Source organism: Microbacterium testaceum (assembly GCF_029761935.1).
Taxonomy (GTDB): Bacteria; Actinomycetota; Actinomycetes; order Actinomycetales; family Microbacteriaceae; genus Microbacterium; species Microbacterium testaceum_A.
Map to the genome: position 1 here is coordinate 1,465,672 of NZ_CP121699.1, position 13,219 is coordinate 1,478,890.

The 13,219-nt window shown below is 70.6% G+C and carries 12 protein-coding genes; 4 read left to right on the forward strand and 8 right to left on the reverse strand.

Annotated features, from left to right (window positions below; all coding sequences use genetic code 11):
- Positions 1–5: 5 nt before the first annotated feature.
- The 6 genes from QBE02_RS07105 to QBE02_RS07130 all read right to left on the reverse strand — a co-directional run bounded on the left by QBE02_RS07105 (position 6) and on the right by QBE02_RS07130 (position 7,078).
- The gene (locus QBE02_RS07105) at positions 6–863 is read right to left on the reverse strand and encodes a sirohydrochlorin chelatase (RefSeq protein WP_279367686.1); all 858 of its coding nucleotides are present in this window, start codon (positions 861–863) and stop codon (positions 6–8) included.
- The gene (locus tag QBE02_RS07110) at positions 860–1,999 is read right to left on the reverse strand and encodes a uroporphyrinogen-III synthase (protein WP_279367687.1); all 1,140 of its coding nucleotides are present in this window, start codon (positions 1,997–1,999) and stop codon (positions 860–862) included. The genes QBE02_RS07105 and QBE02_RS07110 overlap by 4 nt, the downstream gene beginning before the upstream one ends.
- Entirely contained in the window at positions 1,996–3,273 is a 1,278-nt protein-coding gene (gene cobA, locus QBE02_RS07115) for a uroporphyrinogen-III C-methyltransferase (protein WP_279367688.1), read from the reverse strand. Before cobA ends, QBE02_RS07110 begins: the two co-directional genes overlap by 4 nt.
- Positions 3,270–3,758 carry a nitrite reductase small subunit NirD gene (gene nirD / locus QBE02_RS07120; RefSeq protein WP_431844584.1) on the reverse strand — a complete coding sequence of 163 codons (489 nt, stop codon included), beginning with the start codon at positions 3,756–3,758 and terminating at the stop codon, positions 3,270–3,272. The genes cobA and nirD overlap by 4 nt, the downstream gene beginning before the upstream one ends.
- Positions 3,755–6,334, reverse strand: a complete 2,580-nt coding sequence (nirB, locus tag QBE02_RS07125) for a nitrite reductase large subunit NirB (protein ID WP_279367866.1) — start codon at positions 6,332–6,334, stop codon at positions 3,755–3,757. Before nirB ends, nirD begins: the two co-directional genes overlap by 4 nt.
- A 306-nt stretch (positions 6,335–6,640) precedes the next feature.
- Complete coding sequence (locus tag QBE02_RS07130; protein WP_056226632.1) at positions 6,641–7,078, reverse strand: nitroreductase family deazaflavin-dependent oxidoreductase; 438 nt, start codon at positions 7,076–7,078, stop codon at positions 6,641–6,643.
- Positions 7,079–7,144: 66 nt separating this feature from the next.
- Between QBE02_RS07130 and QBE02_RS07135 the strand changes: the two genes are divergently transcribed.
- The gene (locus QBE02_RS07135; protein ID WP_056226630.1) at positions 7,145–8,596 is read left to right on the forward strand and encodes an NCS2 family permease; all 1,452 of its coding nucleotides are present in this window, start codon (positions 7,145–7,147) and stop codon (positions 8,594–8,596) included.
- Between the two features lie 351 nt (positions 8,597–8,947).
- Here QBE02_RS07135 and sucD read toward each other — a convergent pair whose 3' ends face one another.
- Both sucD and sucC read right to left on the reverse strand, forming a co-directional pair.
- Positions 8,948–9,850: a succinate--CoA ligase subunit alpha gene (gene sucD, locus QBE02_RS07140; protein ID WP_268103368.1), complete on the reverse strand. Its 903-nt coding sequence runs from the start codon at positions 9,848–9,850 to the stop codon at positions 8,948–8,950.
- Positions 9,851–9,867: 17 nt separating this feature from the next.
- Complete coding sequence (sucC, locus tag QBE02_RS07145; RefSeq protein WP_144782578.1) at positions 9,868–11,031, reverse strand: ADP-forming succinate--CoA ligase subunit beta; 1,164 nt, start codon at positions 11,029–11,031, stop codon at positions 9,868–9,870.
- A gap of 240 nt (positions 11,032–11,271) precedes the next feature.
- Here sucC and QBE02_RS07150 point away from each other — a divergent pair, with 240 nt between their 5' ends.
- From QBE02_RS07150 to QBE02_RS07160, 3 genes are read left to right on the forward strand one after another with little or no spacing between them, the layout of a single operon-like run.
- Positions 11,272–12,153: a bacteriorhodopsin gene (locus QBE02_RS07150; protein ID WP_279367689.1), complete on the forward strand. Its 882-nt coding sequence runs from the start codon at positions 11,272–11,274 to the stop codon at positions 12,151–12,153.
- 23 nt (positions 12,154–12,176) lie between these two features.
- Positions 12,177–12,710, forward strand: a complete 534-nt coding sequence (locus QBE02_RS07155; RefSeq protein ID WP_279367690.1) for a hypothetical protein — start codon at positions 12,177–12,179, stop codon at positions 12,708–12,710.
- A gap of 26 nt (positions 12,711–12,736) precedes the next feature.
- On the forward strand, positions 12,737–13,144 hold the full coding sequence (locus QBE02_RS07160) for a RidA family protein (protein ID WP_279367691.1): 408 nt from the start codon (positions 12,737–12,739) through the stop codon (positions 13,142–13,144).
- The last annotated feature ends 75 nt before the right edge of the window (positions 13,145–13,219 follow it).

A 13,219-nucleotide genomic window follows, 5' to 3' on the forward strand; every position in this document is an offset into this window, starting at 1 on the left:
GCCCCTCAGGCGCGGCGGCGAGCGCCCGACACGAGCTCGCGCACTGTGGCGAGCAGCCCTCGGGGCGAAGACCCTGCGCTCGTCGAAGGGTCCGGCGTCAGCGCACGCCCGGGGGCTTCCGCAGCCTCAGTCACCGCGCCCGGCGCCGACGCACGACCGGGGGCTTCGACGGGCTCAGCCACCTCACGACCGGCGCGCGCCGCGGCCCACCGCTCCCACACCACCGTCGCCAGGCGCGGGTCGGCACCGATCGGGGCGGTGGTCAGGTCGGCATCCGCCTTCTCGATCACGCGCGAGAAGTGCCCCGGAGCGAGCACGTAGCTCGCGGCGACCGTGCGGCGACCGTCCGCGCGTGCCGTCGCCACGGCATCCGGAATGCGGGGATCGGACGCCGCGGCGTAGGCCGTGACGACGGGACCGGTGACCCCGGCATCGGCCATCAGCTCCGCCATGCGTTCGACGTCGACCACGGCGCCCGGGCGGGTGGACCCGGCCGCGGCGAGCACGACGGTGTCGTCGGGACCGGCTCCGGCGGCGCGCACGCGATCGGCGAGGATCTCGGCCAGCACCGGGTGAGGTCCGAGTGCGGAGGCGACGGGCAGTCCGTCGGCGGCCTCCACCAGGTCGACCTCGGTGTGGTAGCCGGTCGAGAGCAGCAGCGGCACGATGACGATGTCGTCGGTGCGTTCGCGGGCTGCGGCGACCACGTCGGTGACGTACGGACCGTGCACGTCGACGTAGGCCTCGTGCACCTCGACGTCGGCGGGAGCTGTCGCGCGCAGCACCTCGAGCAGCTCGCGCACGACGACGCGGCCCTCTTCGAACCTCGTGCCGTGGGCGCAGGCGATCAGTACGGCGGTCATGCGTCCTCCTCATCGATCACGTCGAGCCGGTATCCGCGCTTGTAGACGGTACGGATCAGGTCGACCCCGCCGAGCGCCTCGCGCGTGCGGGCCACCGCCACCTCGACAGCGTGGCCACTGGCCTCCGCGCTCGACAGAGCGGCGATCAGGTCGGCGCGAGAGACGACCGCCCCGGGGTTCTTGGCGAGCGCCCGCAGGATCTCGACTCCGGTACGCGGCAGGGGCGTGAAATCCCCGTCGAGCACGATCCCCGATGAGCGGATGCCGAGGCGCCCGACCGTCGTGGGAATGAGCGCCGCGTCCGCCCCGCCGTAGTGCGTCACGACCGCGCGCACGAGCGCGCCGAGTCGCCCGCGGTCGGGGATGAGCGGGGTGATGCCCACCTCGAGGAGGGGACCCGCGGTGATGGGCCCGACAGCGGCGACGAGCGCGTGCCCGCGGGCCGCTCGCGAGGCCACTCCGTCGAGCGCGTCGGCTCGCTCTGCGGCGAGGATCCACTCGCGCGCGGCGGGGGCCGAGGTGAACAGCACCGCGTCGATCTCCCCGCGCGCCACCTGCTGGGTCGACGCGGCGACGACCTCGGGGTCGGGCGGCGGACCCCAGCGGTAGATCGTGAGGCTGGTCACGCGCGCGCCGGCCGCCTCGAACGCCTCGTCGAGACCGTCGGCGCCGGAGCCGTGGTGCTGGACCGCGACGTGAAGTCCCTCGATGCCCTCGGCCACGAGGAAGTCGCGCAGCTCGGCGGCCGTCTCGCTCTCGGCGACCCAGTCGGCCTCGAACCCGGCCTGCTGGATCGCCCCGCGCGCCTTGGGACCGCGCGCGACGATCCGTGCACCGTCGAGCACGGGCGCCAGAGCGTCGTGCAGGCCCGCTTCGTCGGCGGTCTCCATCCACGCGCGGAACCCCACGCCGGTGGTGGCCACGACGACGTCGGGCGGATCGTCGACCAGCGACCGCGTCTGCGCGATCAGCTCGTCGTCGTCGACGTGCGGGACGATCGTGAGCGCCGGAGCCACGCGCACGCGCGCTCCATGCCGCTCGAGCGCGGCCGACAGTTCCCCCGACCGTCGGTCGACGGGAAGCAGCACGGTGCACCCCTGGAGCACCGTGCTGATCGTCCGCGCGGGTGTGGTCACCCGATGCCCTCGCTCCGGGCGACCGCGACCGCGCCCGATGCCGCGGGCGCCTGAGCCGCCGCGGGCGCCGCGACCGGCAGCAGCAGGTCGGCCCGAGCGACCTCACCGAACACCAGCACCGCGGGGTTCGCGAGGCGGTGGGTCTCGGCATCCGCCATCGCCGTCCCGAGCGTGGTGCGGATCGTACGCTGAGCGGGCGTGTGGCCGTTCTCGACGAAGGCGACGGGGCGTGACTCAGGAGCACCGACGGCGCGGGCCGCGGCGACGAAGCGCGGCAGGGCGCTGACACCCATCAGCGCGACGACCGTGGCACTGTCGTCGCGCAGGGCGGCGAGGGTCGCTTCGCTCGGGGTGTCCTGACCGTTCACGACATGCAGGGTACCGGCGGCGCCCCGGTGCGTCACGGGAATGCCCGCGGATGAGGGAACGGCGATCGCGCTCGAGATACCGGGCACGACCTCGACCGCGATGCCGGCCTCGCGGCACGCGATGACCTCTTCGCCGCCGCGGCCGTAGACGAACGGGTCGCCGCCCTTGAGTCGGACGACGCGCAGCCCGCGAGCCGCGCGGTCGACGAGGATCGCGTTGATCTCGTGCTGCGGCACCGGGTGGTGCTGCGGCCGCTTGCCCACGTCGATCAGCTCGACGTCGTCGCCGAGTTCGGCGAGCACGCCGGTGGGTCCGAGCCGGTCGTGCACGACGACGTCGGCCTCGGCCAGCAGCGCGCGGGCGCGCACCGTCAGCAGGTCGACCGGGCCGGGACCGCCGCCGACGAGCGCCACGCTCCCCACGAGCGGGCGACGTCGGCGGCGGAGCGGAAGGGCGCCTTCGGCGAGGCGCTGGGCGATGGCGTCGCGCACGGCGACGCTGCGGCGGGGGTCGGCTCCCGCGGCGGAGACGACGCCGACCATGACGTCGCCGCTCGTGGTCTCGGCGGCGAGGCGCGCGGTGCCCTTGCCGCCGTGGCCCGCGTTGACGCACCACACGCGGCGCGCTTCGGCTGCGGCGACGACGGCGGCGTCGACGGATGCCGCGCCCGTGGCCGTGTGGCAGAACCAGGCGTCGTCGAGGTCGGTGTCGGCGAATCCCCTGGCGTGCCACTCGATGTCACCCGCGGCGGCGAGCGCGGCGAGACCCGGCGTCGTCACGGGTGCGACCACCCGCACCCGGGCGCCGGCGGCGCGCAGCCGAGCGATGCGCTTCTCGGCGACGGAGCCGCCGCCCACGCACACGACGAGCTTGTCGGTGAGATCGAGTCCTGCGAGAGCGATCATCGGGCGTCTCCTTCTGCGGGTGCGGCGTGCGCGGGGTCGGCGTGCGCGCTGCCCGCCGGCACCGAGCCGGTCACGAGCTTCACGAACACGTCGCCGTCGGCGACCGCGACGGGGTGCACGGTCACGGTCAGCGACTCTTTGCCCTGCGTGTCGAGGCAGGCTCCCGTGCGCAGGTCGAACACCTGCTTGTACATGGGCGAGGCGACGGTGGGCACTCCCCCGCGATCGCCGACGATCCCGCGCGAGAGCACGGCCGCCCCGCTGAACGGGTCGATCTGGTCGGTCGCGAAGATGCGGCCGTCGAACGTGCGGAACAGCGCGATCTGCCCACCGCCGAGCAGGGCCGCTGCCCCGCGCTCCACGAGCAGGTCGTCGACGCGGCAGACGCGGATCCAGCCCTGTGCCGCCGGCCCGTCGGGAGCGCCGGCCGAACCCGACGTCATGGCCGGCTTTCCGGCATCCGGAGTCGCCTGCATCAGGGTCATGACCGCACCGCCAGCGTCGTTCCGCCGATGAGCACCGCGCCCGACGCGCGCTCCTCTGCCGTGGCGGGTCGGGCCTGGCCGCGCTCAGCGACGTAGGCGAGCGAGGGGTCGGCGACCTCGGGCGCGTTCACGAAGCTCTGGAAGCGCTTGAGCTTCTCGGGGTCGGCGAGGGTCGCGGCCCACTCGTCTTCGTAGGCGTCGATATGGGATGCCATGGCCCGGTCGAGATCGTCGGCGATGCCGAGCGTGTCGTCGAACACGACGCCCTTCAGCGCCTCGAGGCCGCCCTCGTACTCCTCGACCCAGGGGGCGGTGCGCTGCAGCCGGTCAGCGGTGCGGATGTAGAACATGAGGAACCGGTCGATCGCCCGCAGCAACCCCTCGTCGTCGAGGCCCTCGGCGAACAGCACCGCGTGGCGCGGGGTGAAGCCGCCGTTGCCGCCGACGTAGAGGTTCCACCCGGCCTCGGTCGCGATCACCCCGATGTCCTTGCCGCGGGCCTCGGCGCACTCGCGCGCGCAGCCCGAGACGCCGAACTTGAGCTTGTGCGGCGAGCGCAGGCCCCGGTAGCGCAGCTCGAGCTGCACCGCCATGCCGACCGAGTCCTGCACGCCGTAGCGGCACCAGGTCGAGCCGACGCACGACTTCACGGTGCGCAGCGACTTGCCGTAGGCGTGTCCGGATTCGAAGCCGGCGTCGACGAGGCGCTTCCAGATGTCGGGCAGCTGGTCGAGGCGGGCACCGAACAGGTCGATCCGCTGTCCGCCGGTGATCTTCGTGTACAGCCCGAAGTCGCGCGCGACCTCGCCGATCACCACCAGCCCCTCGGGCGTGATCTCACCGCCGGGAATGCGCGGGACGACGCTGTAGCTGCCGTCGCGCTGGATGTTGGCCATGACGTGGTCGTTGGTGTCCTGCATCGTCGCGAGCTCGCCGTCGAGCACGTGCCCCGAGTAGAGGCTGGCGAGGATGCTCGCGAGGGCCGGCTTGCAGATGTCGCAACCGCGGCCGGTGCCGAAGCGCTCGACGATCGAGGTGAAGGTGCGCAGCCCCGAGACCCGGACGGCGTCGAACAGCTGCGCCCGGGTGAACGAGAAGTGCTCGCACAGTCCGTTCGATACTTCTTTTCCGGATGCCGCCAGCTCGGTCGCCACGAGCTTCTTCACGAGCGTGAAGCACGAGCCGCACGCGGCCCCGGCCCTGGTGCAGGCCTTGACCTCGGCGGCATCCGCGCACTGGTGTTCGGTGACGGCCTCGCGCACGGTTCCGGCGGTGACGCCGTTGCACGAGCAGACGATCGCGTCGGCGGGCAGGTCGCCTTGCGGGGCGGGGGCGAGGTCGGAGGGCATGAGGTAGGCCGCAGGGTCGCCGCCGAGGGCACGGCCGACGAGCGGACGCAGCGAGGTGTACGCCGAGGCGTCGCCGACCAGGATGCCGCCGAGAAGCGTCTGCGCGTCGTCGCTCAGCACGAGCTTCTTGTAGACGCCCGACACCGGGTCGGCGTAGGTGACGTCGAGCGCGTTCGGCGTCTCGGCGAACGCGTCGCCGAAGCTCGCGACCTCGACGCCCGAGAGCTTGAGCTTGGCCGAGGTGTCGAAACCGGGGAAGGCCGCCTCGCCGCCGAGCAGGCGGGTCGCGGCGACCTCAGCCATCGCGTAGCCGGGGGCAACGAGGCCGATGCACTGTCCGTCGAAGCTCGCGACCTCACCGATCGCCATGATCGTGGGGTCCGAGGTGTCGCAGCCCTCGTCGATCACGACGCCGCCGCGGGCGTCGACCCGCAGCTCGGCGGCACGGGCGAGCTCATCGCGGGGCCGGACGCCGACCGTGAAGACCACGATGTCGACGGCCTCCCACGTGCCGTCGCGCAGCTCGAGGCCGCACACGGCGCCGGTCTTGTCGGCATCCACCCGGGTCGTCACCGAGCTCGTGCGCACCTCGATGCCCCGCGCTTCGATGAGCCGCTGCAGGGTGCGCGCCCCGCCCAGGTCGAGCTGGGCCGACATCAGACGCTCGTTCGACTGCAGCACGAACGGCGAGACGCCCTCGGCCTGCAGGGCTCCCGCGGCTTCGAGTCCGAGCAGACCGCCGCCGACGACCGCTCCGCGCAGGGGGCGGCCGAGCTGGGCCGAGCGCTTCGCGACCCAGGCGCGCATGCCGGCGACGTCGTCGAGCGTGCGGTAGACGAAACACCCCTGGTGGTCGAACCCGTCGAGGGCCAGACGAGCGGCGAACGAGCCGGTCGCCAGCACGAGGCGGTCGTACGCGTGGGTCGAGCCCCCCGCCGTGGTGACGGTGCGCGCCGCGCGGTCGATCTTCGTGACGCGGGCGTCGGTCTTCACCCGCACCCGCTCGTGGGCGAGTACCGCGGGATCGAGGGCGAGGTCGTCGGGGGTCCTGCCGCTGAAGATGCCGGTCAGGCCCACGCGGTCGTACGGCCCGCGGGCCTCGTCGCCCAGCACCGTGACCGACCAGCGGCCCTCGGTGTCGCGGCTCGTGAGGCTCTCGACGAAGCGGTGGGCCACCATTCCCGCACCCACGACCACGACGGATCCGGATGGAGCGGGGTGGAGCATGCCGTCACCGTACGCGGCGGACTTTGCCGACGCGTCAGCGGCGTGTTTCGTTCCGATTGCGGGGTTCGAGCGGGCCATGCCCCGACGCTAGGCAGCCGAGGTTTCCCCCGCCCTCGCGCCCGCGTTACCCCCGGCGAACGTTTCTCTCACGCGGCCGAGGGCTCGGTGTGAGGTTTGGATCCCGGCATCCCGACCTCTGCTCCACGTTGCGCGTCGGCCCACGCCGTCGTGTGCCAAGACACCCGGACGAGTGCTCGATCCGTCCGGGTGTCGTGGACACTCACGCGGATGAGCGACCGAGAGGACTTACTCGACCGGCTCCAGCACGAACAGCTCGATGCGGCGGTCGGTCTTCTTCTGGTACTCGTCGTAGTCGGGCCAGACCTCGGTCGCGTAGCCCCACCACTCCTCGCGCTCGGCACCCTCGGCCTGGTGCGCGTCGTACTCCTTCTTCACGTCGCCGTCCTGCAGGGCGACGCGGGGGTTCTTGACGAGGTTGTAGAACCAGGCGGGGTGCTCAGGGGCGCCGCCCTTGGATGCCACAACCGCGTACTTTCCGTCGTGCTCGACGCGCATCAGCGCGGTCTTGCGCAGGCCGCCCGTTTTGGCACCGACGGTGGTGAGGACGATGATGGGTACGCCCCGCATGTCGGCGGACTCTTTGCCCCCCGTGGCTTCGAAGGTCTCCGCCTGCTGGCGGGCCCATTCGCTGGTGCTGGGTAGATACTCTCCTGAGAGTGACATAGCTCACACGATACGTCGGCGTCTTCCCCTCCGGTCTAGTCCCTCCCCCTTTTTTCTGGAGCCTTCATGAGCGCTTCCGCTCCCGAGACCACGGCCGTCCCCGAACCGAAGAACGCCTTCGACAGGTTCTTCGAGATCACCGCCCGCGGTTCGACCGTCGGCGGAGAGATCCGCGGCGGCGTCGTCACCTTCGTCACGATGGCGTACATCGTCATCCTGAACCCGATCATCCTGTCGGGCACCCCCGACGTCGCGGGCAACGCGCTCGGCTTCTCGCAGGTCGCCGCGGTCACCGCACTCACCGCGGGCGTCATGACGATGCTCTTCGGACTGGTCACGCGCCTGCCGTTCGCGTTCGCCGCGGGTCTCGGCATCAACTCGTTCCTCGCGGTCGGCATCGTGGGTCAGGTCACCTGGCCCGAGGCGATGGGCCTCGTGGTCATCAACGGCCTCATCATCGTGCTGCTCGCCGTCACCGGCCTGCGCCGCATGATCTTCGAGGCCGTGCCCCTCGCGCTCAAGACGGCGATCACCGTCGGCATCGGCCTGTTCATTGCGTTCATCGGCTTCGTCGACAGCGGCCTGGTCACCTCGACCGGCCTCAGCTCTCCCCCGGTCGGTCTCGGCGTCGGCGGCTCGATCACCACGATCCCCACCGCCCTGTTCGTGCTGACCCTCGTCATCACCGCCGTGCTCCTCGTCCGCAAGGTGAAAGCCGCCCTGCTGATCGGTCTGCTCTCGGGCACCGTCATCGCCGTGATCGTCCAGGCCGTCACCGGTCTCGGGGCCAAGGCCGACGGCAACCCCGGCGGTTGGGGCCTGAGCGTCCCGACCCTCCCCGCGCAGTGGGTGAGCCTCCCCGACCTGTCGCTCGTCGGTCAGGTCGACCTGGTCGGATCCTTCGGGCGCATCGGCGTGCTCGCCGCGCTCATGCTCGTCTTCACGCTCGTGTTCACGAACTTCTTCGACGCCATGGGCACGATGACCGGCCTCTCGCGCGAGGCGGGCCTCGCCGCTCCCGACGGCACCTTCCCGCGCCTGCGTTCGGCGCTGGTGATCGAGGGCATCGGCGCCGTCGCGGGTGGAGCGACGTCGTCGTCGTCGAACACCGTGTTCATCGAGTCGGGCTCCGGCATCGGCGAGGGTGCCCGCACGGGTCTCGCGAACGTCGTCACCGGCGGCCTGTTCCTCCTCGCGATGTTCTTCACACCGCTGACGAGCATCGTCCCCACCGAGATCGCCGCCGCGGCCCTCGTGATCGTCGGGGCGCTGATGATGGCGCAGATCCGCCACGTCGACCTGAGCGACATGTCGGTGCTGATCCCGGTGTTCCTCACCGTCACCGTGATGCCCCTCACCTACTCGATCGCCAACGGCATCGGCGCGGGCTTCGTCAGCTGGGTGCTGATTCAGGCGCTGTCGGGTCGCGCGCGCCGCATCAGCCCGCTGCTGTGGATCGTCGCCGCCGGCTTCGTGGTCTTCTTCGCCCGCGGTCCGGTCGAGGCCCTGCTCGGCTGAGCCCGGTGCTCTGAAGGGGCTCGGATGCCACGGCATCCGGGCCCCTTTTTGATCGCCGCCGCGGGCCGGGTGCGCGTCGCGGCCCCACGTGTCGCCGCCCCGTGCCCAGCCGTCGTCGCGCGCCTGGCCGCCGTCGCGCGCCGCGCGGCGGAGCGACCGACCCGTAGCCCGAAGACGCACCCGTTCGCCGAGACCGCACCCGTTTGCCGCCCATCCGATACGTCCTCGTCGAATCAGTGCGTCCTCGCGCGGCCCACCCCGCCGCCCGACGCCCCGCCGCCCAGCCCGCGCCCTCCGCACACGAGAAAGGGCCCGGATGCCATGGCATCCGGGCCCCGCGGAGAGTGCTGCTTACAGGCTCTCGATGATCTCGCGCATCAGGGCGGCAGCCTCGGACGGCGTCTTGCCGACCTTGACGCCGGCGGCCTCGAGGGCCTCCTTCTTCGCCTGAGCGGTTCCGGCCGAGCCCGAGACGATGGCGCCGGCGTGGCCCATGGTCTTGCCCTCGGGAGCGGTGAAGCCCGCGACATAGCCGACGACCGGCTTGGTGACGTTGGCCTTGATGAAGTCGGCGGCGCGCTCTTCAGCGTCTCCACCGATCTCACCGATCATGACGATGGCCTTGGTCTCGGGGTCGGCCTCGAACGCCGCGAGGGCGTCGATGTGCGTCGTGCCGATGACCGGGTCGCCGCCGATGCCGATGGCGGTCGAGAAGCCGAGGTCGCGCAGCTCGAACATCATCTGGTAGGTCAGGGTGCCCGACTTCGACACGAGGCCGATGGGTCCCTTGCCGGTGATGTTCGCGGGGGTGATGCCCACGAGCGCCTCGCCGGGCGTGATGATGCCGGGGCAGTTCGGGCCGATGATACGGGTCTTCTCGCCCTTGGCCTTCGAGTACGCCCACGCCTCGGCGGTGTCGCCGACGGGAACGCCCTCGGTGATCACGACGAGCAGGGGGATCTCGGCGTCGATGGCCTCGACCATCGCGTCCTTCGTGAAGGCCGGGGGCACGAACGCGATCGACACGTCGGCGCCGGTCTCGCGGATGGCCTCTTCGACCGACGCGAAGACGGGCAACTCGACGTCGCCTCCCGACGCGTCCTTGTGCGAGACCGTGGTGCCGGCCTTGCGGGCGTTCACGCCGCCGACGACCTGGGTGCCGGCCTTGAGCATGAGGGCGGTGTGCTTGGTGCCCTCACCGCCGGTGATGCCCTGGACGATGACCTTGGAGTCCTTGTTGAGGTAGATCGACATGTTTCTGTCCCTATCCCTTACGCGTTGGCCAGTTCGGCGGCCTTGTCGGCGCCCTCGTCCATACCGGCGGCGAGGGTGACGAGCGGGTGGTTGGCGGCGGCGAGGATCGCGCGACCCTCTTCGACCTGGTTGCCGTCGAGGCGCACGACGAGCGGCTTGGTGGCGGTGTCACCGAGGATCTCGAGAGCCTTGACGATGCCCTCGGCCACGGCGACGCACGAGGTGATGCCACCGAAGACGTTGACGAAGACGCTCTTGACCTGCTCGTCGCCGAGGATGACGTCGAGGCCGGCGGCCATGACGGTCGCCGAGGCGCCGCCGCCGATGTCGAGGAAGTTGGCGGGCTTGACGCCGTTGTGCTTCTCGCCGGCGTACGCGACGACGTCGAGGGTCGACATGACCAGGCCCGCTCCGTTGCCGATGATGCCGACCTGACCGTCGAGCTTGACGTAGTTGAGGTCGTGCTGCTTGGCCTTGGCCTCGAGCGGGTCGGCGGCGTCCTTGTCTTCGAGCGCCTCGTGGTCGGGGTGACGGAAGCCGGCGTTCTCGTCGAGCGAGACCTTGCCGTCGAGGGCGATGATGTCGCCGTCTTCGCTCTGGATGAGGGGGTTCACCTCGACGAGGGTTGCGTCCTCGCCCTTGTAGACGTTGAAGAGCTTGACGAAGACGTCGGCCACCTTGGGGGCCAGCTCGTCGTCGAACTTCGCGGCCTTGGCGATCTCGAGGGCCTTCTCGGGCGTGATGCCCTCGATCGGGTCGACCTCGATGCGCGCGAGCGCCTCGGGACGCTCGACGGCGAGCTCTTCGATCTCCATGCCGCCCTCGACGCTCGAGAGCGAGAGGTAGGAGCGGTTGGCGCGGTCGAGCAGCACCGAGAAGTAGAACTCCTTGGCGATGCGGGCGCCGGCGGCGACCATGACGCGCTTGACGACGTGACCCTTGATGTCGAGGCCGAGGATGGCCTGGGCCGCCTCGAACGCCTCGTCGGGGTTCTTCGCGACCTTCACGCCGCCGGCCTTGCCGCGGCCTCCGGTCTTGACCTGAGCCTTGACGACGACGACACCGCCGAGCTTCTCCGCGGCCGCCTTCGCCTCCTCAGGGGTGTCGGCGATGATGCCGGCGAGTACCGGCACCTCGTACTTTTCGAACAGATCACGTGCCTGGTACTCGTAAAGATCCACGGACAATCCTTCGCTGGGCGATCGGTGGTGGGAGGAGGCGAACTCTCTCGATATCAAGAGATCTTCGCCAGTCGACAACCCTACTAGACGGGGCTGGAGACCCCCGACCCTTGCCCCTTCGATGGGAGGGGCACAGAGCACAGAACATGCCGCGGCGCCAGTGCCCCCTCCCGCTGGATGAGCGCCGATATACCTCGAGAGCATCGGTTGCCCCGCAGCACCCTCCGAGATCGAGAAATCATGAACGCCAACGCCCTGTGGAACGTCACGCTGACCGACGGTCAGCACTCGCTCGTCTTCTATGCCCTCTCGGTCGCCGGGCTCGCCCTCGCCGCGTTCGCCCTCCGATCGTTCGCCACTCAGCACGAAGTGTCAGTCCGCTACCGACCCGCGATCATCGCGGGCATGTGCGTGGCCGCCGTCGCCTTCCTCTCGTACGTCGTCCTCGTGCTGAAATTCGATGCGGGTTACACGCAGACGAGCGAGGGGTGGGTCGCCACTTCGAACGCGGTGTTGAGCTGGGCGCCGCGCTACTTCGACTGGACCGTCACGGTTCCGCTGCTGATCACGGAGTTGATCGCGGTGTCGACGCTCGTCGGCTCCACCGCCTCGCGCTACCGGACGATCGGCGTCTCGCTCGCCGTGGGCATGATCGTGACGGGCTTCATCGGCGGCGTCGCGATCGACGACGGCGCGAATCTCACCGCCCTGTGGATCTGGGGCACCCTGAGTGCCCTGTGCATGGTCGGCCTCTACGTGATGTTCATTTTCATGATGATGCGTGCCCGTCGAGACATGGCCGGCTCATCGGCCCTTCCGACCTTCAACCTCACCATCGCCCTCCTCTGCGTGATCTGGTTCGCCTACCCCATCGTGTTCGCCCTGCAGGGGTTCACCGTCACCTCGGGGAGCTACGTGACGGCGCAGGTGTTGCTGAGCGTGGCGGACATCATCGCCAAGATCGGCTTCGGTGCTCTCATCCACAAGATCGCGAAACAGCGCACGGCCGAGGACATCGCGGCGGGCATCGACACCGGTCACACCGGTCCGATCTGGATGAACGGCGAGCAGGTCATGGGCCCCCGCGCCGGACGCCAGAACACCCGCTCTTCGCGTCGCTGAACACCTGTGCCAGGTTGGAGGGCATGCCCCCTCGCCCGTACCCGCGCACGACGCTCGCCGTGCTGGCATCCTTCTCCGCTCTCGGCTTCGTCGGTTGCACGGCGCCGACTCCGAATGCCACTTCCTCACCGACCTCGACGCAGGCGGTGCCCGCGGCGATCGACAGCGTGGAGATCACCTTCGTCGCGGACGGCGATAAGCGCACCGTCTCGGCGAGCGTCGGCGACGGGTTGCGCGCGTGCGATGACGCGCGTACGCGGGTGACGGCTGATTCGCCGAGTCCGAATGCCGGGGTGATGGTGCCCCAGCTCAGGGACCGCGAGGAGGCGACCTCCGTCTCGGCCTGGGCGATCGACGGGTACGCCGTGCAGTTCCTGGGCGAGGGAGAGGTCACGGTCACCGGTGACGCTTTCCGCGGCACCGAAATCCACGGCACCGCGAACGCCCTCCCCGTCGGATCCGACCCCGCGCTGAAGATCGGCGACCTGGATCTGCGAAAAGCTCCCCCCGTCGACGCGACGCTGACGTTCGCCGTCGCCTGCGGCCCGACCCGCTGACCGCATCCGTCGTGAAAGGACCCGAGATGCCCTCCGCCGTCACCCTCATCCGCGCGACCGCACTGTCCGACGCGGCGGAGTACGCGTACGCCGCCACCGCTCCGGCGAACGCGCGGCTGATCTTCCTCGCCGGATCGTGTCCCCTGAACGACGACGGCTCGACCGCCGGCATCGGCGACTATGCGGCGCAGGCGGCGAAGTGTATCGGGACGATGACCGGCGCCTTGCGAGCGGCGGGTGCGAAGATCACCGACGTGATCAGCACGCGCGTGCTCGTGGCATCCACCCGTCAGGCGGATCTCGTCACGGCCTGGGAGGTCGTGCGCGACGCCTTCGGCGACCACGACGTCCCGAGCACGCTGATGGGTGTCACCGTCCTCGGCTACGACGACCAGCTGGTCGAGATCGAGGCGGTGGCCGCGGTCGTGGACTGACCGTCGGACGTCGGCCCTCCATCGCGTCCACCACGGGGGACGATCTGCGGCGTCACTCTCCTTGACGCCGATTCG